The 19,485-nt window shown below is 50.2% G+C and carries 14 protein-coding genes and 1 tRNA gene; 7 read left to right on the forward strand and 8 right to left on the reverse strand.

Annotated features, from left to right (window positions below; genetic code table 11):
• Together PKO01S_RS26030 and PKO01S_RS26035 are read right to left on the reverse strand one after the other, a co-directional pair.
• Positions 1–185: NAD-dependent epimerase/dehydratase family protein (locus tag PKO01S_RS26030; RefSeq protein WP_407669712.1), on the reverse strand; the 185-nt coding region annotated here is incomplete at its 3' end.
• 123 nt (positions 186–308) lie between these two features.
• Positions 309–2,117, reverse strand: coding sequence for a sensor histidine kinase (locus PKO01S_RS26035; RefSeq protein ID WP_127534365.1), 1,809 nt, complete (start codon positions 2,115–2,117; stop codon positions 309–311).
• A gap of 648 nt (positions 2,118–2,765) precedes the next feature.
• Between PKO01S_RS26035 and tadA the strand changes: the two genes are divergently transcribed.
• Positions 2,766–3,251 (forward strand): tRNA adenosine(34) deaminase TadA, encoded by a 486-nt coding sequence (gene tadA, locus PKO01S_RS26040; RefSeq protein WP_174818615.1) that lies wholly within the window; start codon positions 2,766–2,768, stop codon positions 3,249–3,251.
• 38 nt (positions 3,252–3,289) lie between these two features.
• On the opposite strand, the gene PKO01S_RS26045 is transcribed toward tadA, so the two are convergent.
• Positions 3,290–3,478: a Spo0E family sporulation regulatory protein-aspartic acid phosphatase gene (locus PKO01S_RS26045; protein ID WP_127534366.1), complete on the reverse strand. Its 189-nt coding sequence runs from the start codon at positions 3,476–3,478 to the stop codon at positions 3,290–3,292.
• Positions 3,479–3,965: 487 nt separating this feature from the next.
• Between PKO01S_RS26045 and PKO01S_RS26050 the strand changes: the two genes are divergently transcribed.
• A tRNA-Arg gene (locus PKO01S_RS26050) sits at positions 3,966–4,042 on the forward strand.
• 87 nt (positions 4,043–4,129) lie between these two features.
• On the opposite strand, the gene PKO01S_RS26055 is transcribed toward PKO01S_RS26050, so the two are convergent.
• Both PKO01S_RS26055 and PKO01S_RS26060 read right to left on the reverse strand, forming a co-directional pair.
• Positions 4,130–4,816 (reverse strand): ABC transporter ATP-binding protein, encoded by a 687-nt coding sequence (locus PKO01S_RS26055; RefSeq protein WP_127534367.1) that lies wholly within the window; start codon positions 4,814–4,816, stop codon positions 4,130–4,132.
• Between the two features lie 5 nt (positions 4,817–4,821).
• The gene (locus tag PKO01S_RS26060) at positions 4,822–6,108 is read right to left on the reverse strand and encodes an ABC transporter ATP-binding protein (RefSeq protein WP_127534368.1); all 1,287 of its coding nucleotides are present in this window, start codon (positions 6,106–6,108) and stop codon (positions 4,822–4,824) included.
• A gap of 2,086 nt (positions 6,109–8,194) precedes the next feature.
• Here PKO01S_RS26060 and PKO01S_RS26065 point away from each other — a divergent pair.
• Together PKO01S_RS26065 and PKO01S_RS26070 are read left to right on the forward strand one after the other, a co-directional pair.
• Positions 8,195–8,527 (forward strand): FlxA-like family protein, encoded by a 333-nt coding sequence (locus PKO01S_RS26065; protein ID WP_127534369.1) that lies wholly within the window; start codon positions 8,195–8,197, stop codon positions 8,525–8,527.
• Between the two features lie 209 nt (positions 8,528–8,736).
• Positions 8,737–10,140, forward strand: coding sequence for a phytase (locus tag PKO01S_RS26070; protein WP_127534370.1), 1,404 nt, complete (start codon positions 8,737–8,739; stop codon positions 10,138–10,140).
• Positions 10,141–10,304: 164 nt separating this feature from the next.
• Here the strand turns inward: PKO01S_RS26070 and PKO01S_RS26075 are convergent, their stop codons facing one another.
• Together PKO01S_RS26075 and PKO01S_RS26080 are read right to left on the reverse strand one after the other, a co-directional pair.
• Positions 10,305–15,440: a DUF7507 domain-containing protein gene (locus PKO01S_RS26075; RefSeq protein ID WP_164779778.1), complete on the reverse strand. Its 5,136-nt coding sequence runs from the start codon at positions 15,438–15,440 to the stop codon at positions 10,305–10,307.
• A gap of 228 nt (positions 15,441–15,668) precedes the next feature.
• Positions 15,669–16,151 (reverse strand): NUDIX hydrolase, encoded by a 483-nt coding sequence (locus tag PKO01S_RS26080; RefSeq protein WP_127534372.1) that lies wholly within the window; start codon positions 16,149–16,151, stop codon positions 15,669–15,671.
• Positions 16,152–16,346: 195 nt separating this feature from the next.
• Between PKO01S_RS26080 and PKO01S_RS26085 the strand changes: the two genes are divergently transcribed.
• The 3 genes from PKO01S_RS26085 to PKO01S_RS28980 all read left to right on the forward strand — a co-directional run bounded on the left by PKO01S_RS26085 (position 16,347) and on the right by PKO01S_RS28980 (position 18,942).
• Positions 16,347–17,858, forward strand: a complete 1,512-nt coding sequence (locus tag PKO01S_RS26085) for a putative glycoside hydrolase (RefSeq protein ID WP_127534373.1) — start codon at positions 16,347–16,349, stop codon at positions 17,856–17,858.
• Positions 17,859–18,078: 220 nt separating this feature from the next.
• Entirely contained in the window at positions 18,079–18,615 is a 537-nt protein-coding gene (locus tag PKO01S_RS26090) for a DinB family protein (RefSeq protein WP_127534374.1), read from the forward strand.
• 180 nt (positions 18,616–18,795) lie between these two features.
• On the forward strand, positions 18,796–18,942 hold the full coding sequence (locus PKO01S_RS28980) for a hypothetical protein (RefSeq protein ID WP_164779779.1): 147 nt from the start codon (positions 18,796–18,798) through the stop codon (positions 18,940–18,942).
• A 101-nt stretch (positions 18,943–19,043) separates the two neighbouring features.
• Here the strand turns inward: PKO01S_RS28980 and PKO01S_RS26095 are convergent, their stop codons facing one another.
• Positions 19,044–19,397, reverse strand: coding sequence for a hypothetical protein (locus PKO01S_RS26095; RefSeq protein ID WP_127534375.1), 354 nt, complete (start codon positions 19,395–19,397; stop codon positions 19,044–19,046).
• Between the last annotated feature and the right edge of the window lie 88 nt (positions 19,398–19,485).

Raw genomic sequence — 19,485 nt, forward strand, 5'->3', positions numbered from 1 at the left:
CCCGCCGCTGACACGGCTCGCGCCGAAGCGCCATCAAGCGGACGGCGAGTCAATATCGTCAGCTCGCGGCAGTCATCCTGCGCCAGCAGCCTTCTCAACAGACTGCTTCCGACCAGACCGGTCGCGCCGATAAGCAGCGCCCGGTATCCCGTTATTGAAGTGAATTGTGGTTGATGACGTTCCACGAACCGATCCCATCCTTCTTATGCCGCATTAGCGCTATGTGATCTGTATCGTCTATTGTACCTGAAATTGGTCCGTCAATCGAGACTGTCCTGCACGAAGCTTGTAGCTCCATCCCGTTACCGTTACGAAATCTCTTGCAGACTGAGCGGATGCTGCGGCTCCATCTCGTCTACGCCGCTTGGCAGCGTAATCATGACGGTTGTTCCGACTCCCACTTGGCTCGAGATAAACATCGTCCCGCGATGGCTCTGAATAATCCGTTGACTGACCATAATGCCAAGTCCCGTGCCTGCTTCCTTGCCCGTCACGAACGGATCGCCGAGTGTCGGGATCATTTCCTCCGGGATGCCGCAGCCCTCGTCAACAATCTCAATGCGAACCTCTTGTTGATCGCCAAGCTCAACCGCAATCTTAATATTGCCGCCGTTCGGCATCGCTTCCATCGCATTCTTGAGCAGATTGATGAACACTTGCTTCAGCTGGTTCTCCTCGCAATGTACGTTACATGCCTCCTTCGTAAATTCGCTTTGAAAAATGACGCTGCACAAGTGCGCCTGACTATCCAGCAGCGACATAACGTCGCCAAGTACGAACCGGACATCCTTCACTTCGAATTTCGTGGCCTGCGGCTTCGCAAGAATAAGGAACTCCCCGACAATCAGGTTGATCCGGTCAAGCTCGGTCATCATCATATCAATATGCTGCGGGTTCAGCTTGTTCGTCTGCATCTGCAGCTGCAGAAACCCTTTCAGCGTCGTCAGCGGGTTGCGAATTTCATGCGCCACTCCAGCCGCCAGCTTGCCGACCGTTGTCAGCTTCTCCGAGCGGCGTAGCAGCTCCTCCATCTTGTTGCGGCTTGTCATGTCGCGCGTTATGCTGGCGAATGCCCGTATCGTTCCCCCCGTATCGCGGATCGGCGATATCGTGACGCTGACGGAGATATATTCGCCGCTCTTCTTGCGCCGCACCGATTCCATTGGCGGCACGGCCTTGCCCGCAAGGAGCGCTTCCATTGCCTTCCGCTCTTCCTGCTCCCACTGCGCCGGCACGAAGGCCAGCTTGCGGCCGATCACTTCATGCTCCTCATAGCCGAACATCTGAGTGAACGCGGCGTTAGTCGAAGAGATAATCCCGTTCTGGTCGAACACATGAATCGCGTCGGTCGTATGATTGATGAATGATTCCAGATAATCCTTCATGGACCGGTTATCCTCAAAAGCACGCTTCAGCTTGTTCATATAAACGCCCATGTTTTTGGACATATTATTCATCTGATTCGCCAATTGGCCGAATTCATCCTTGCCGCTTACCGGGATGATATCGTCGAACTTGCCGTTCGCGACCTTCTGCACTTTCCATACAATCGTATCGAGCGGCTTAAAGATCGTTCCCAACAGCCAGTAGGAAGCAACCGTCAACGTGATCAGCAAAATAACCGATACCACAAGTTCTTCGCGAAGCTCCTTGCCTACTATCGCATCCGTGCGCGACAGATCGAACACAATTCGGACAACAGTAGCATCGGCGCGATCGAGCCGGGCATAATAGACAAGCGAATGCTCCCCTTGGCCGAACCGGAGATCCGAAGTAATTGCTCCCCCGTTCGAAGCCTTTATAATGGAGTCTTGTTCATCGCTGCCGCTGCGGAAGTTATACGTTCCCCCCGTCATTACCGGCTTACCGTCTTGAATCCGGAACGCGCTGATTTCTTGCACTCCGATATAAATAAAGCTGTCATCGGTTCCGATTCGATCGGTATAAGACTCCAGCGCATTACCTTTCGCCATATTCACCGTCATGTCGCTAAGATACGCTACGACCTGCTGCTTCAGATTTTTATTGAGCATCGTCCACTGATGCAGCATATAAGTCGCAAGAATTACACTAATGATAGCTGCAATAACAAGCGTTAACTTCTTTTTGACTGACACATACGCCACGCCCTTTGATTTACGGTTTTTCGCTCTATTTCGCTATAATTCTTCTTTAAATTATCATACCATAATTTACATCAAATGAAAGTAAGGGCCATTCAGACCTCCGTGATCCACGTCTGACTCTACCTGTGAAGACCGCCGCAGAATGGTTTTACACATTGTACTGAAGTTATCCCTAACTATTTGTGAATACGATGTGTATGAAATTCGAGTTATCCCCAACTTATTCACATTATGCACAGAACTTGTTCACAACTATGGATGAAATGTGGATGGATTCGTGGACAACGGACCCTGTTATCCACAAAAGTATACACATGCTGTTAACAACGAATATTTGTTCGTGGCATAATTCGATCATGTTCGACATAATCGCCTCGTCGAATCGTGCGATAGTACGAGTTATATGCGGTTCTGGTGCTTGTGACGCAATTTATCCACGGCTTTGCCGATTCTTGTGGACTATTTCGCTGTGCACGGCGCAAATGCCGGCGCTATTGCACTTTTTGATGGTTTACTTAGCCTGTTCGCGCCGCTGCCTTCGGTGATGGCACACCTTCTCCCTGCTCGATCCCCCGATCGCCCGCTGCGGCTCGTCATTCGCCTGGAAACAGGGTACAATAAGGGCGAGGTGAAAGGTTCGTGACGGTAGAACAACGATTTGAAAGAGAAGAGGACCGCCGCTGGATGGCGGCCGCCATTGAAGAGGCGCTCAAGGCGGAAGCCATCGGAGAGGTGCCGATTGGAGCGGTCATCGTACGTAACGGAGAGATTATCGGGCGAGGCTACAACTTGCGGGAGACGGATCTTGATTCAACGGCTCATGCCGAGATGATCGCGATCCGGGAAGCGAGCCGGAACATCGAAGCATGGCGGCTGCTCGACTGTACGCTGTATGTCACGCTCGAGCCTTGCCCTATGTGCGCCGGTGCGATCGTTCAATCGCGGGTGAAGCGTGTCGTCTACGGAACGCATGATCCGAAAGCCGGCTGTGCGGGAACGCTGATGAATTTGCTGCAGGAGCCCCGCTTCAATCACGAGGCGGAATTGACGAGCGGTGTTATGCAAGAGGAATGCGCATCGCTGCTGACGACCTTCTTCCGAAGACTCCGCCGCAAAAAAGAATAGCGCCTAATAGGATTAGGCGCTATCTCAAGGTCGAGGTGTTACGTTCGTTCGCGATCCGAACGAACTGCCCCTGTACGATGCAATTGTTGTAATACAATAATGACGCGATCAGCTTCCTCGCTGATCGCAATAACGTCTGGGTCTGTTAAAGTACCGCGCGCTTCAGCCATCTCGTGGAGCTTCAGACGGAGCGCTTGCAATTGGGTGAGCAGTTCATTCTTATCCATGACACACGCTCTAGGCTCGCTCCCATCATTACGTTAACTCTTGTGGTTATATGCACTATTATAACCAACGTCAGGAAGAGAGTCTGTTGGATTGTGTCGAATAATTTATGGAAAATCCGCATATTTTTCGACATTAATATCAATATCGATAGGTCTTATTACCTGACTAATGACATTTAATTCTAAATGCGTTTTTCTTCATTCTCCTTAATCCGACCAATGATACATTATTTTCGAGAAGGTCTCGTTCAATAAGATTTGAAGCAGGCCGATTTTCTGGTTTGATCCGAATGAATGGCTTGAATGACTGTTCGAGTGTTTCACGATAAGGCTCCATTTCTTTTGGATGAACCAAGTTGCCTTTCATAGTAATCCCTTGCTTTTCTATTATCCTATTGCGATACATTATGCGCATGAGTCCTGTAAATAATGCCCTGTTCTCAAGTTGCGTCAGACAAGGCCTTCGTGCTATCATTGATTTTACCGCGCGCCCGTAGCTCAGCAGGATAGAGCGACAGTTTCCTAAACTGCAGGTCGTACGTTCGAATCGTATCGGGCGCGCCATATCTTAAAATCGAAGAACCGCAGCAGCCTGCGGTTCTTTTTGTTTGAGCAAGACTAGAATAGTCGTATCGTCTTTTATGGTCTCGATTAAACTTCTGCTGTTCTTTCGGAAACAGGGCACAGTCCTTCTTTACTTAAAAGGTACACCTCGTCACAATAGTCCGCTACATTCGCGCTATGAGTTGCTATAATAATTGTTGTTCCATTTGATTTCAATTCTTTAAAATAGTGCAGCACCTTTAAAGCTGTTTCATCGTCGAGAGCATTTGTCGGTTCGTCTGCGACAATTAATTCTGGGTTAGTTGCTATAGATCGAATAATCCCTACTCTTTGTATTTCCCCGCCTGACAATAATTCAATTCTTTTCGTTATTATATTTTGGATACCGAACAACACAACTAGTTCCTCTATTCGTTTAGTTAATGACTTATTATCTTTATTATTACTGTTAAACAATAAAGGGACTTTAATATTTTCAATTGCAGTAAGCTTGGGTATCATAGGACTAAATTGGGATATGTAACCAATCTGTTTGCTCCTTATTTTGCTCAGCTGATTCAACCTCAAATCACTCATGATTCTCCCATTAAAGGTGTACGCTCCCGACGATGGTTTCTCTAAACCGGAAATTATATTTAGTAATGTACTCTTACCTATGCCGCTAGTTCCTTTTATAGCCACCAAATCTCCATTATCAACACATATTGAGATGTTATCGAAAATCGTATTGCCTCTAAATTGTTTTTTTATATTCTTCAAAATAACTTGCGGCATTCGCTTCACCCTTTCAATTGCTGAATGATATCGACTTTCATAAAACAGATTTTTGCGATTATTACGCTTGTCAAAGTCATAAATAAGCTAGCGAATAATGAGTAAGATAAATAATTCGTCAATAGATCGAATGAATTATTGATTAAGCTAAATAGAAAAAGTGAAGGAACTATCGTTACAATTAAATGAATCAATAGGGTTTGGGAACCCACTATTTTATAAATATGATTTTCGTTCGAACCACTGATAAGCATAACTTTGTATGTATCTACATTCTTTCTCGTTGCGAATAACATTGATACTAAAGAAACTAGCACAATAATTACGAAGCTGACGAATATACCAATATACAGGATACTTTTATTTGTCTCGGTCATTTTAATAATTGTATTAATCGCGGTCCCCTTGGCACCAATCACGGAAAAATCCGTAAACCCGGTTGTTCTCTTGATTGCATCCAGGGAGTTTCTAATCTCTAAAGGGGATAATTCGGAAATCAAATTCCCGTTGATTCTACTCAATAAAGAAGCTTTGAAGAAAATCGGGTTTGCGGATACATCCTCATTGTGAAATGAAAATGATTGATCGAAAAACAGCGCGGGAATAACGATATACCTGTTCAAAACCAATTGAGGATCTAGAGATGTCATGATTGTCTGATTAGGCGTCAAGAATCCAATCACTGTCCCGGTAAAACTTTTCTGGTAATACAATATGTCAAGACGATCTCCAAGTTTATATACTTCGCTATAATCAGAACCGAGAATAACCGGAAGATCTTCTCTCTTTTCATCATAAAAATAGTCATTATCGCTAAAGAATTCCCCTGAGCTTAAGGTTACATTATTCATCTCGAATACATTAGAGCTGAGCTGCATCGATTTAATATTTCTATATTTCTTATTATTATATTCATACTCGGCACGGTTATTTCCCGTTTCGTAATAGGCGTCGAATTGAATATCTCCTTTGAATGCAGAGACTTCAACGGGTTGCCAATTGGCATTGTAATACAGAAATTCCGATGAGTTAGCCAAGCTATTCGCAAAACGATTTAGAATACTATTACTGTCACTTTTCGAGAAGAATTCAGTCTCTTTTTCATTATATAAATTGTCCGATATTTTATATAAATTTTTGTCTTTGAAATGACTGACCGAATCGATTTCAATTTTGGATTGGTGGACGTTGACGACTAGAACAAGGATTAGAAGAGAAAATATTAGCGCCGAGAGAATGCTGATTATATTGAAAACAATATTTTGTTTAAAGAGAATCCAGAATATCTTCAAAATCGCTTACCACCTTTTTGCGAGATTGTCGTGACGATTTGCATTGTAATTATTATTAATATACAAAAGGTTATGCTGCCAAATATGTATATAGATTGTGAAATCCAGACCCATGACCATAATGGATGAATATAGGTTTGAAATAATAGAGACATAATAATAATTAACGCTGAAAGCATTAGGTATGGAATCAAGATATATGAAAAAACGATTCTAAAAATCGTACCTACGGTGCACCCGTAAAGATGCATGACTCTAATCATGTATTTCTCTCTAGAAATCCGAACAATACTAATCATGACTAATATTATGAAAGTCAACACGATGCAAAGCTGGATGACCAGAGACAAGAGCCTATTCGAGAATAAAAGATAGGATCCGCGTTGTTCTGTGTTAATCATATTGTATTGGCTATCTTTGAAAACTTGATTTATTATGCTTTTCTCATCGTGGTTAGGTGCATTTATCGTAAATTCTCTTCCATGATTAATGTCAAAATTACGAGAAATGAGCCACACTTCGGAGTTTAACAAATAGGAGTTTGGCGTATTAAAATATCCTATTATGCGATATCCCTCGGGAACATCGTTTAACTCCGCCTCCGTTCCGATAATCGCAAAATTTTGATTAAGATCATTTATGTCGTAATCTATTATTTTTGTAATAGGCGGGAGCTTAATCTCTCTATTAAGCACTATATGCTTGATCTTGGGCATCTCGGGATCGTATTGAAATAAAATATATTTATGTCTTGTTGGGGCTAGTTTCGTTACATTGTCGACTCTAAACGTGATAGAGCTCTTATCCTTATAGCCATTATTGATCATGTTGATTTCATCGATATACGAACTTGCCCAAAGTAAACCTATGCAAATCAAATTAAAACATACTAGCGCCACATAGAATATCCATTTATCTCTCACAAGAACATACTTATTTGTCATGTTTGTGTTAAGAGAGAGATAATAGGATTATCTCTCTCTTTCTCCGTGTTAACTATTGATTTGTTTTATTAGGAACCCCAATAAGATTTTGCGACCATGAGATCCGTGCCACACCACGGAGTTATTGCAGTAGTGGTGTCATTCCCCCAAACGCGGTCCGTATCACCCACAGTGCCGCTTCCTATTATTTCCTCAAATCTAGCGCGCGTATAGTGATATTTTCCAGTCCATACTGTTTTGGCAGTTATGCGTCTCTCAGAGACGCCAGTGCCAGCGGATCTAGAATCAACAGTCGCCTTGTGGGAATCCGGCTGGGATGAACTTGCACTTGCAACCGCAAATGTATTCGTTTTATTAGTATTATTAATAACGAAATACCCTGTGTCCTCACTCCATCCACCCGATACACCCCCTGTAATCAGCGATTGGGCAGATACCGAAGATACTATTGCAGTGAATGCGCTTACCGTAACAAGTAGGCCCAGTAATTTTTTTTTCATTTTCTATGCTCCCGTCTTTAACTTTTTTTATTTGAATGCTGGCCAGCTGTTCAAATCTTTGAACAATAACTAGTTGTGGTATAATAGCATGTAACCTTTTTTTTCCACAACAAAAAGAGGTTCTCTACAACCGATTCCAGCAGACCCTCGCAAAGTAGGCTGGTATCGGTTGTATGTTTAATAATTTGAATTCCCTCTTAATTACCAGAGTGTACCATTGAATCCCATATCATGTAAAGGGAGGATTTGAATCCACTAATTAATTAGGAGTCCAGATATAGGAAAACAAAAAAGTGACACCAATGATTATGACCAAAGTTCTACTAGTCAGGAAGGCTGATTAAATAACGATCAGTTCAGTTTTATAACAAACTCACTGCCTTCGGATATGCTAACTGTGACTTATATTTGCACATGATGCGAAGACGTGTTTGGCTGCATTTTCTTTAATGGTCAGCTTATTAAATTCAAAACCTTGAGCAGACCCAATAACAACTGCAGCAGCAATAAACGGCTTTAGGTGCCAGCAACCTATTCTTTTCAGCATCTATTAAGTTGGCATTCAGGCTTCAAGAATGGGCATATTTTATACTCGTATATGTAAAGGTATTCCCTACCATTCCGCATACGAGGAGCGTCATCATGAATATTTCCGGCGTATCAAACAACAGCAGCACGAGTACGGCGAGCACATCTAACTCTTCAACGTCCGAAGTGGCGACCCTGGAAAAGCAGAAAACCGATTTGCAACAAGAAATCTCCAAGGAACGCCAAAGCAAGGATGACGAGAAAACGAAGAGCGAGAAAATTAAGCAGCTAGAACAACAAATGCAGCTATTGGAGCAGCAAATCGCGCAAAAGCGGGCGGACGCCACGAAGAAGAACGGCATTAGCAGCGATTCAAACTCCCCTGCAGGCAGATCAAGCGTCGGTCCCGTGCCGAACTCCGACCGTACGATCGACATTCGCGTATAACTAGCAAACACGACCAGCACCGCAATAACAGCGCTCGTAATACAAGGGGAGGACCGCATCGGTCTTCCCCTTTGTGTTTTCAGCAACTCGCTAAGTGAGGCTGCTGCCTGCTATTTTTACACAACCTTATCTTATCGATAACGATCACTTAACACCGGACCCTTACACTTGTCCAAGCTTTAGATTTCATTGATAAGGGGACAAAGTTAATGAAACCGGTATTTAAAATGATAACCGTATCCGTGGTCGCGGCCTGCCTGCTGGCACCTGCTGCTCAAGCCGTAACAGCGGCGGACTCTGCACCTAAAGGGTATGAGCCGCTTCGCACGAAGCTCCAGTCCATAGGCGCAACGGTTCAGTGGAATGCGGAAGACCAAGAAATTCGGTATAAGCTGAAGAACGGAATCGTCGGTGTGCTGACGGCAGGCGACACGCAATATCGGCTCGCGGGCCGAACGGCTGAGTTGTCTGGGGAAGTTCGCCTGGTAAACGGGATTACTTACGTGCCAGCAGAGCTGATAAAGCTCGTTGTGGCCGAGAATGAGAAGTACACCAAGCCCGGGGACGCCATTCCCCGCGTGAAGGTCACAGCCAAGACAGAGACGGCTGCGGTCGAATCCGGCGACGATGCGGCAGACGATCCTGCGATTTGGGTCGATCCGGACAATCCGGCGGATAGCAAGCTGCTTGCGACGAATAAGGGCGGCGGCCTGCTTGTCTACGATCTGAACGGAAAGCAACTGCAATCGTATGCAACGGGCAAAATGAACAATATCGATCTTCGGTACGATTTTCCGCTAGGCGGCAAGAAGATTGATATTGCGGCGGCGACGAACCGGACGACCAATACGATCGATGTATTCCAGTTCAAAGGCGACACCGGCGAGCTGGTCGACATCGTCGCAAAGCCGATTAAGGCGAAGATGGAAGAGGTATACGGGATCAGTCTGTACCACAGTCTGAAGACCGGCAAGTTCTATGTCATGGCGCTTGGCAAAAAAGGCGAGTTCGAACAGTACGAGCTGTCCGGCAACGGCAGCGGCAAGATCACGGGCAAGCTTGTGCGCGAGTTCCGTCTGGCGACGCAATCCGAAGGGATGGTTGCCGATGACGAGTACGGCTACGTCTATATTGCCGAAGAAGATGCGGCGATCTGGAAGTACAGCGCTGAACCGGATGGCGGCGCGAAGCAGATCAAGCAAGTCGATATTGCAGACGGACGCCGTCTGGAAGATGATATCGAAGGTTTGACCCTATACTATGCCAAGGACGGCAAGGGCTACCTGATCGCCTCCAGCCAAGGCAGCAACAGTTATTCGATCTATAAACGCGAGGGCGACAATGCGTTCATCTCGAGCTTCAGCATTGCCGACGGCGGACAAGTGGACGGCACGACCGAGACCGACGGCATCGACGTGATCGGCTTCGGCCTCGGCGAGCAATTCCCGTACGGCTTATTCGTCTCCCAAGACGATGCCAACATGGAGAACGGCAAGAAGCTGAATCAGAACTTCAAGCTCGTGCCGTGGGAAGAGATCGCTCAGACGGTTACACCTAACCTAGCGATGGATAATGGCGTTGACCCCCGCAAGCTCGTCTACAGGGGCAAATAGAAAGCACGCGTTGCGCGACAACGTATCAAGCGCTTATTCCATAACAATGGGCTGTGCCCAAGTCATCCAATGACTTCGGGTACAGCCCATTGTCATTCCATTTCAATTACTCTGCAACCTTCTTATTGTAATTCATCTCTCTTTAGCCTTTTACCCCTGCCCGCTCACTCCTCATCTTCAGCCAGAACGGTTACGGACGCGCTTGCTTGCCGGGTCGGTCCGTTATCCGACACAAGCGTCGCCGGGCTGACGATAACCGTATCCTCTTCGACTTCCGGAAGCACGAACGGGATGCGCAGCGTCTCAATCGCTCCGACCTCAAAGCTTACAATGCGCAGCGAGACGCCCAGGAGCGGAGCAGTCAGACGCGCATTGAGCAGCGGAACGTTCCCGGTGTTGCGGGCTACTATTGTGAAGAACACCGTTTCGCCTGCCCTTCCGAACGGCCGGTCGACGGACTCGGTGAGCGCCGCATTCGGAAGCGACTGCGTCTGAACGGTTACCTCCTCTTGCTGCAGCGGCGTCTCATCGGAGAATACGGACACCGTATTCCGGAACACCGTTCCCCCTTCCGTTCCAGCTGGAATCGGCAATTCCAACGTGAACACCTGGCTCTCTCCGGGAGCAAGAGACGGAATGACCGTACGGAAGCCAAGCAGCGGATCGAAGACGCGCACGTTCGTGATCGGAAGACTTGTAACATTCGTGACGGTTATCGTCTTCTGTACCTTATCCCCCGGCTTCGGCGCTTCCGGCTTCGCTTCGACCGACACATCCGGCAATTCGGCAGGGTCAGCGACAATCACTCTCGCCTCATCTTCCACCGGCAAGGAACCCGGCGGCTGCTCCGGCCACGTAACCGTGACGCGGTTGGCCATAACTCTGCCTTGCACGGTGCCGGCCGGTACCGTGAAGGCGAACGTGACCCGCTCCGTCTCTCCCGGCGCAATGACCGCAATGGTGCGCTGTTCGCCAGTCAGGGAATCGCTGACGACGACGTTCGTCGCCGGGTTCCGGCCCGTATTCGTCACTTCGACGGTATATCGGATGGTCTCGCCCGGCACTGCCGCCGTCCGGTCCGGGCGCTTACGGACGGTAAGCGTCGTCTCGGCGACTGGAGGAGGCTCCACTTCTACTTCGGCCGCCGTCTCTACGGACGGGGATTGATCCGAGACGGCCGTCAATGTATTGCGAATGGTGCTGCCAATGACTGCATCTGCCGGCACGACCAACGTCGCCGTTCGAGTAATCGTCTCATTCGCAAGCAGGACGGCTATCGTCTCGCTGAATCCAAGCAGCGGATCCGTGAACACGATATTCGTCTGAATCACGCCCAGCAGATTCGTGAGCGTCAGCGTATACGTAATCGTCTCGCCCGGTGCGGCCGTATTACGGTCAGCAAGCTTATGGATCAGAAGCGACGGTCCTGGCGGCGTCTGCACCTCAACCTCGGCTATCGTCTCCTGTTCCGGTGCCTGATCCGAGCTGACAATGAATGTATTCCGGATGATGCTGCCGATTACGGCGCCGGCCGGAACGACGAAGGTTACCGTTCGAGTAATCGTTTCGTTCGCAAGCAGAACTGCAAGCGTCTCGCTGAATCCAAGCTGCTCATCGAGCAGCACCACATTCGTCTGAGGGAAATTCCGCAGATTCGTCACGGTTAACGTATACGTGATCGTCTCGCCAGGAGAAGCTGCATTGAGGCCCGGAAGCTTCTGAATGACAATCGCCGGACCCGGCGGCTCCAGCACGACGACATCGTTAATCGTCTCCTGCTGGGGTGTCTGGTCCGAGCTGGCGATGAACGTATTGCGAATGATGCTGCCGGGTACGGCGTCTGCGGGCACCGTAAAGGTAAACGTTCGGATCACCGATTCATTCGCCTGCAGCACAGGGATCGTCTCGCTCAGCCCGAATAGCGCATCATCCAATACGACATTCGTCTGCGGGAAACCAAGCAGATTCGTTACCGTCAACGTGTAAGTGACCGTTTCGCCCGGCTGGGCGATTGCAACATCTGCTTCCTTGAGCAACGACAGACCGAAACCGGTCACCGTAACAAGCGACTCCGTCTCCTGAGGCCCCGTCTCAGCGGTTTCTACGGTCAGAATATTAACAATAACAGATCCGATCGGGAAATCTCGCGGGACGGTGAATTCGAATTCCAAATGACGAATTTCCCCTACCTCGAGATTAGGGACGGGTATATCGATGCCTAGCAACGGATCGATGATTCGGACGCCCGTCAGCGGCACATTGCCGATATTCTCCAATGTGACCGTGTATCGGATATTCTGTCCGGTCGCCGCGAATGGCGTATCCGGAACTTTGCTGATCCCCAGACGCGGGACGCCAAGCACCACGACCTCCTCGGTATCGAATATGAACTCCGTCTGATCGCTGACAACAGTGGCCGTATTCAGATAGACCTGAGGCGGCGTTTCCAGCGGAACGATGAAGGGTATCGTGAACACTTCGCCTTGACCCGGGAAGAGAATCGGAATCAGCGTTTCGAATCCCGTCACATCGTCGTTGACTTTGATGTTCGTCACTTCCGAGTTGCCGGTATTGGCAACATGAATCGTATAAATAATCGTTTCGCCAGGAAGGGCGGCGGCCCGGTCGGCTGTCTTGTCGATCTCGAGTCTCGGCACCGGCAGCACTTCGACGACCGTTCCCACCTCCTCCGGATGGGGCAGATTATCGGCGGTAATGACGGCGATATTGGATATGGTGAAGCCCGCAATCGCATCGAACGGTATTTGGAAAGGCCAATCTATTCTTAGAGTCTCCCCTACGGGAATATTGCCGATAAATTCATCCAGCCCGATAAACGGATCGTTAATGCGGACATTGATCAGCTCGATCGTGCCGCGGTTCTCAAGCTGAATGATGAAGATGACCGTATCGCCAGGTGCAGCGGCCGGCGGCTCTACTGTCTTGGATGCTAGGAGAAGCGGAGTTCCGGTCACGTTAATCTCCGCTTCCGCCTCTATTGGTTCACCGATCTGATCGGCTCTGATCCTCACAACATTTCGGAACAGTCCGAAAGGCGTGTCTGGCGGGACGATGAAATGAAATTCAAAGACAATGGAAGAGAATGGCGGAATTTCGGGCACGATATGAAAAATGCCAAGCAGCGGATCCTCAATGATGACATTCGTAATCGTAGCCGCGCTAGGATTATGCAGATCGATAAAGTAGGTCACTTGCTCGCCGGGGGCAACCTCGAACCGGTCGGTAAATTTTTTGACGAACAGCTCTAAGCCCAAGGAGAACTTCATGACGAAAGCGTCGCCGCCTCCGCGCAGGAACGGCTGGACGACGTTAGGCGGCGTGACAGGGAAATTCGTAGAGAACGTCTGTCCGGTCAAGTAGACGTTGCTTGAGCTATCGACCGCAATGGCGTTATCCGCGTCGTTCGAGCTGCCGCCGATAAACGTGGAGAAGATCAAGGAGGCGCCGTCAATATTCAGCTGAGTAAGGAAACCGTCGCCGCCTTCCGTGAAATGCTGTATCGCGTCGGGCGTAACGGGAAAATTGAACGACCCCGTATTGCCCGCGACATAGGCCAAGCCTGAGCGAACCGCGATGCCATTCGCTGCATCGGACTCGGATCCGCCAAGAAAAGTGGAATAGACAAGATAGTTGCCCTCAGGGCTTAATTTCGTGACGAAAGCATCGGACGACCCGCCGTTATAGAACGGCTGGAACGATTGGAACGTCGTGGGGAAATCAGGAGAAGTCGTTCTGCCCGCCACATAAGCCTGACCGAACTCATCGACGGCTATCCCCCGCGCCTCATCGTCCCCGCTGCCTCCTAAGTAAGTAGAGAATAACAGTTCAGAGCCATTGAAGTTCAATTTCGATACGAAGGCGGCGATGACGCCGTTCAAGAATATTTGGAAGGCTCCCGGCGTCGTCGGAAAGTCGAAGGAAGTCGTGAACCCTGCCACGTAGGCGTTCCCTGATCCGTCGACCGCAATCCCCAGTGCCTCGTCGACTCCGAAGCCGCCTAGGAATGTCGAGTATTGCAGCCCCGTCCCGTCAGCATTTAACTTCGTGACGAAAGCATCTTCCAGATTCCCTGCAAGCCCCGGTTGAAACGCGGAAGGCGTGACGGGGAAATCGATGGAACTTGTCGATCCCGTTACATAAGCGTTGCCTTCGCTGTCAATGGCGATGCCGACGCCCGCATCTACCCCCTGTCCGCCGAGGAAGGTGGAATAGATAAGCGAGTTGCCGTTCGAACTTAATTTGGTTACGAAAGCGTCTTGGTTGCCGAGCGAGAAGGGCTGGAATGCATTCGGCGTCGTCGGGAAATTAGGCGAAAGCGTCTGCCCGGTCACATAAGCGTTGCCGAACGGATCGACTGCAATGCCATTCCCTTGATCGGCGCTGCTTCCGCCAAGGAATGTAGAATATATGATGGCTGTGCCGAAAGGATTCAGCTTCGTGACGAACGCGGTTGAGGAGGCGTCGAAGCCCGGCTGGAACGCTCCGCCTGCTATCGGAAAGTCGAATGACAACGTTTGTCCTGTGACATAGGCATTTCCTTCATTGTCAGCCGCGATGCTGAGACCGGCGTCAGCATCGCTGCCGCCCAGGTAGGTGGAATAGAACAGGGCAGGGTCAATGACTAATGGAAGATCAGGGTTATAGCCGCGGCCAACCTCAAAGCCGTAAGTGCCGGCACCCTGCCCCTCATGCAAGATGAACCGGCTTTCGACCTGTACCTTGCTTCCTTCCATGTATTGATAGCTGACGGGACGCTCTTCCATCAGCTCGCCGTATGCGGTATGAATGCGGAGATGCCCGTCCTCGTCTAGGGTTAACCCGTCCGCACCGCTATAGACAAACCGGATATCGTCCAATCTGGCGCCTGGGCGGACGATGATATCATATTTCAGCTTCTCCCCATCCCCGTAGAAATGCAGGTCGATACCCGGCCATGGCTCCCGGTAGATCATTCCCTTATAGGTCGCAAGATCGGTCATCCACTTGGACGGATCATTCCCGAGGAAATAATGGACTTTCTCCGTATGCTCGAGTTCGCCCTTAGGCTCGACAGCAGAGTTCGCACCGCAGAACTGCAGCAAGAGCGACATCCCCTCGCTTCGGTCCGGCGAGCACCATAGAAACTGGACCGAGTCGGACAAAAAACCGATTTTGCAGCCTGGATGGTTGGACACGTAACGGATCTCATCGCGGACCTGGCCAGCATTCGGCGTGAATGTCAGCGGAAGCTGCCCATATACAGCCTTCGGGACACCATGCCTCTGGGGCATCGTTATCATGCCTGCCGATTCCTCCTTATTCGTAATTGATTGCGCAGAGCCTAAAAACCTATTACCCTCCATCACTATCTACATCTATGATCGTAATTTGGGGTACTTGCTTGTCCATGTGTAAAATTTTAGTAGACCAAGCACCGCTGTATTCGTATACGAAGCGCGAAGAGGCCGCACCAATGTGCGGCCTCTTCGACATGCCTCTCCTCTTATACCAGAGACCTGAGTCCATTCCTACCCTTTTGGCACCGCACGCAGCCATTCCGTCGGGGTTCTCTTCACGAAGTGTTTTTCCACGAATCGAAGGACTTCGTCATTGCCCGGTATGGCGGCGCTGTCGATTGCCTCACCGAACGTCATCCACCGGTATTCGCTGTGCTCATGGTTAAGCGCGACGTCTTGATCGTCGTTCACGTATCCAACGAATACAGGCGCCAGATAAATATAATTATCCGCCGAAGAATAGAACTGGTCGAATTTGTTCGAATTATACAGGTCGACTTTCGTAATGCCCGTCTCCTCTCGAACTTCTCTTATAGCTGCTTCCCAAGATGTCTCCCCTGCTTCAATCCCCCCGCCGATATAACACCATAGCCCGCGCAGCACCGGAGTAGAACGCCGCAGCAGCAACACCCGGTACTCGTCCTCGAACCGTTTCAACAATACCACAGCAATGCCTCTGCATCTGACTGGAATTTCATATTCTACTCTGTTCACGATGACCGCCTCTTCTCGTACCGCCAGCCTGAGCAAGAAGAAGAACAGGCCAGAACGGAATCATGTATTGGATTGCCCCGCATATAGTTAAGTTGAACACGCCGTCCCGGGAGCTGCCAAGCATGATCCACTGCCCCCGCTACAGGAGTGACGAGTGCCGCAGCTCTATAGTTTCGAATAAAGGGGAGCCCTGCTGTGAAAAAAATAGTTATCTTTATCCTGCTATGCGGTCTACTGTTGTCTGCTGCTTCCTGCACCTCATCCTCATCCTCAACCGAAAAACCGACCGATACGCCTTCAGCCACCCCCGCTCCGGACAAGACCGAGACCAGTGCGGATACGCCTTCTGATCCTGCCGATCCCGCTGATCCTGCAACGACGCCGAACCCGGCGGACAACCCGGATCTTCCCGAAGACAATCCGCCCGTCACGACACCAACCGAGCCAACCACACCGGCGGTCCCTGTATCGCCTTATAAATTCGAATACCCAGACGCGGTACGCGGCATCTATGTAACAGGCTGGTCGGCTGGCGGCGAGAAGATGAAGTCGCTGCTGCAGCTCGTAGACGATACCGAGCTTAATGCCATGGTCATCGATATCAAAGACGATGACGGCTATATTACGTTCAAGCCGGAAGGCAATCTGGCCGAATTCGGGCAACCGTACATACGCGACCCAGATTCGCTAATGAAGACGCTGGAAGAGCATCGCATCTATCCGATCGCCCGCATTGTCGTGTTCAAAGACTCCGTCCTGGCGAAGAAGAGACCCGATCTCTCCTACACGCTCGACGGCAAAGTATGGCGCAACGGCAACGGTGACGGCTTCATCAACCCTTTCCTGAAGGAGAATTGGCAGCATAACGTCGATGCGGCCATTCAAGCGGCTAAGCTTGGATTCCAGGAAATCCAGTTCGACTACGTCCGCTTCCCGGAAGGGTTCGAGAAGAAGGACAAAGTGCTGCAATACTCCATGGGGGAGTATAAAGATAAGAAACCGACCAAGTTTGTGGAACAAGAGAAAGCTTACGCCGAGGCAACGGCTGCTTATGAAGCAGGTCTCGCTCCGCTTCAAGAAGCGATCGATACCGGCTCAACGACGTATCACGCGACGCCGACCGACGAGAATAAGAAGGTATTGGACGATGCGAAGAAAGCACTCGCCGACTTCAAGAAGACGGAGCCGAAGAAGCCTGATTTCAGCGAGAAGGCGCGTTTTACACAGCTGCGCGTCGATGCGGTCACGGACTTCGTCCAGTATGCGAAGGAGCAGCTCAAGCCTTATGGCGTCAAAGTATCGGTCGATATATTCGGTTACTCCGCTACGCTGCCGGAAGCTCCGGGCATCGGGCAGAATTTCAGCCGCATTTCGGAAAATGTCGATGTCATCTCTTCTATGATCTATCCTAGCCACTGGAGCGACGGCTACTTCGGCATCAATCATCCGGACACCGAGCCGTACCGGCTTGTGCAGGAATATGCCAAGCGGGAGAAGGAGAAGCTGGATGCGCTGGAGACCCCGCCGATCTCGCGGCCATGGATTCAAGATTTCACCGCTTCCTGGCTGGCGAAAGGCAGCTATATCCGCTACGGCAAGACGCAAGTCGATGCCCAGATCGAGGCGCTCAAGGACGCGGGCATTCACGAATATTTGATCTGGAACGCCGGCAATAAGTATTCAGCGAACGTGAACTATACGCCTTAACCAAAATCACCGACCTTTTGCGGAGCACGCAAGGGGTCTTTTTTTTGTCCGGAAAGGCAGTGTCGATAAACCACCCGAAGCAGCGCACAAAGCATCGACAGGAGTAGGAGTACTTACTTGGATCGTTCTTCCTTATTCAGGTACGGGTATTGCCTGATTGATCAAATCTATTTATAATATTTTCCATATTTAGATAGAGTGATTGACTAGGAGGGTGTCTATGACGACAGCGTATACGGATGAGATCATTCGGACATTGAACACGGAGCTAGGGCGTATTCTAACTTGCTTGGACATGCTGAGCGATGACCAAATCTGGCGAAGATTGAAACCGAATATGAATTCAGTCGGCCACTTATGCGTCCACCTTGCCGGCAACGAGCGTCAGCATTTCATTAGCGGCATTGGCCAAGAACCGAACATCCGGGAGCGGACGCTCGAATTTACGGTGGAGCACACCTACACCCGGGAACAATTGAAGCAGTTGTTGTCCCTCACGAGAGAACAGTCGCTGTCCGTGCTCAGCGGTTTGTCAGAGAAAGATGGGGACCGGCCGGTATTCGTACCCTACTCCGAGGAAGATTGGCATGCGATGAAGGACCGGAGCCAGGAGGAGGCCGAACCCGGCTACACAAGACCTTTGCAGATTATTCTCATGCAAGTATGCGAGCATTACGGCTATCATACCGGGCAGATTGTGCTGCTGACCAAGCTGCTGCAGGACGAGGACCGCTCAATCTCCGGCTATAAACACTAGAGTCGTGGATACAACGCGATCCTAGGGCTGTTGCACCGCACCGTTCGCCTGCAACGGCGTTCATGATATTACGTATAACGAACGCTTGAAACGGAACATCATGCTGGCTTTTCCGTTGTACACACTACAACTGCAATAAAACCCGCACTGCGTTAAATGTGCAAAAGGAGGCTGGCCGGCATGTCGGACCCGAAAATTCGGACCGAGAAGCCCAGACGCTATCATTGGTTAGAGAGGTCATGGTACGATGTTCTGGCGGAATTAATAGAGGTCGGCGTACGGCTGCTTATCCGGGCGATCGGCAAATTGTTTCACCATTTGGATTAAGCATTACCGCTAGCGTGTAGCTGGCTGGATGCAAAAAGCTGCTTTGCGTACACGGCATCCGGCCGTATTCGCGAAGCAGCTTTTTTGAAGCGAACGGGAGGTTATAACAGCTGCCCAGCCTCATAAGGCCGCAGCCGGGTTGCTTCCACGAACCGGTAAGCCAAGCTCGGGGCCAAGCGGCCGAGCTGCAGCAGCAATGGCGATAGCCCGCGGTTCGACAGAGCGGACTGCAGCAGCGTCCCCCACCGGAGCGGCCCGGTAAAATCTTGCCGCAGCGCCTCCTCGTACGCTGCGCGCCAGCCGCCAAGCGTGAGCATGCCGCGCAGGTAGCGGTCCGCCATGGGCGCGCACAGCGTCGCCGCATGCAGCCCCATGGCCATCCCGTCGCCGCACAGCGGCGGGATAACAGCTGCAGCGTCGCCGATATGCGGCACGACGCCCCATGCCCGCGGCACGCGGGTGAGCGCCACCGGCGTCACCGCGGCCGAGCCTTCCACCGGCTGCGCATTCCGCAGCCGGTCAGCCAGCGCGGGCACCGCGCGG

Origin of the sequence: Paenibacillus kobensis NBRC 15729, assembly GCF_004000825.1 — a bacterium.
Classification (GTDB): domain Bacteria; phylum Bacillota; class Bacilli; order Paenibacillales; family Paenibacillaceae; genus Paenibacillus_T; species Paenibacillus_T kobensis.

What these genes read in the sequence shown, in the direction of transcription:
- PKO01S_RS26090 (WP_127534374.1), top strand. Translation starts at nt 18,079, where the DNA reads ATGACGACAGCGTATACGGATGAGATCATTCGGACATTGAACACGGAG.
- PKO01S_RS26045 (WP_127534366.1), bottom strand. Translation starts at nt 3,478, where the DNA reads ATGGATAAGAATGAACTGCTCACCCAATTGCAAGCGCTCCGTCTGAAG.
- PKO01S_RS26070 (WP_127534370.1), top strand. Translation starts at nt 8,737, where the DNA reads ATGAAACCGGTATTTAAAATGATAACCGTATCCGTGGTCGCGGCCTGC.
- PKO01S_RS28980 (WP_164779779.1), top strand. Translation starts at nt 18,796, where the DNA reads ATGTCGGACCCGAAAATTCGGACCGAGAAGCCCAGACGCTATCATTGG.
- PKO01S_RS26055 (WP_127534367.1), bottom strand. Translation starts at nt 4,816, where the DNA reads ATGCCGCAAGTTATTTTGAAGAATATAAAAAAACAATTTAGAGGCAAT.
- PKO01S_RS26075 (WP_164779778.1), bottom strand. Translation starts at nt 15,440, where the DNA reads ATGATAACGATGCCCCAGAGGCATGGTGTCCCGAAGGCTGTATATGGG.
- PKO01S_RS26065 (WP_127534369.1), top strand. Translation starts at nt 8,195, where the DNA reads ATGAATATTTCCGGCGTATCAAACAACAGCAGCACGAGTACGGCGAGC.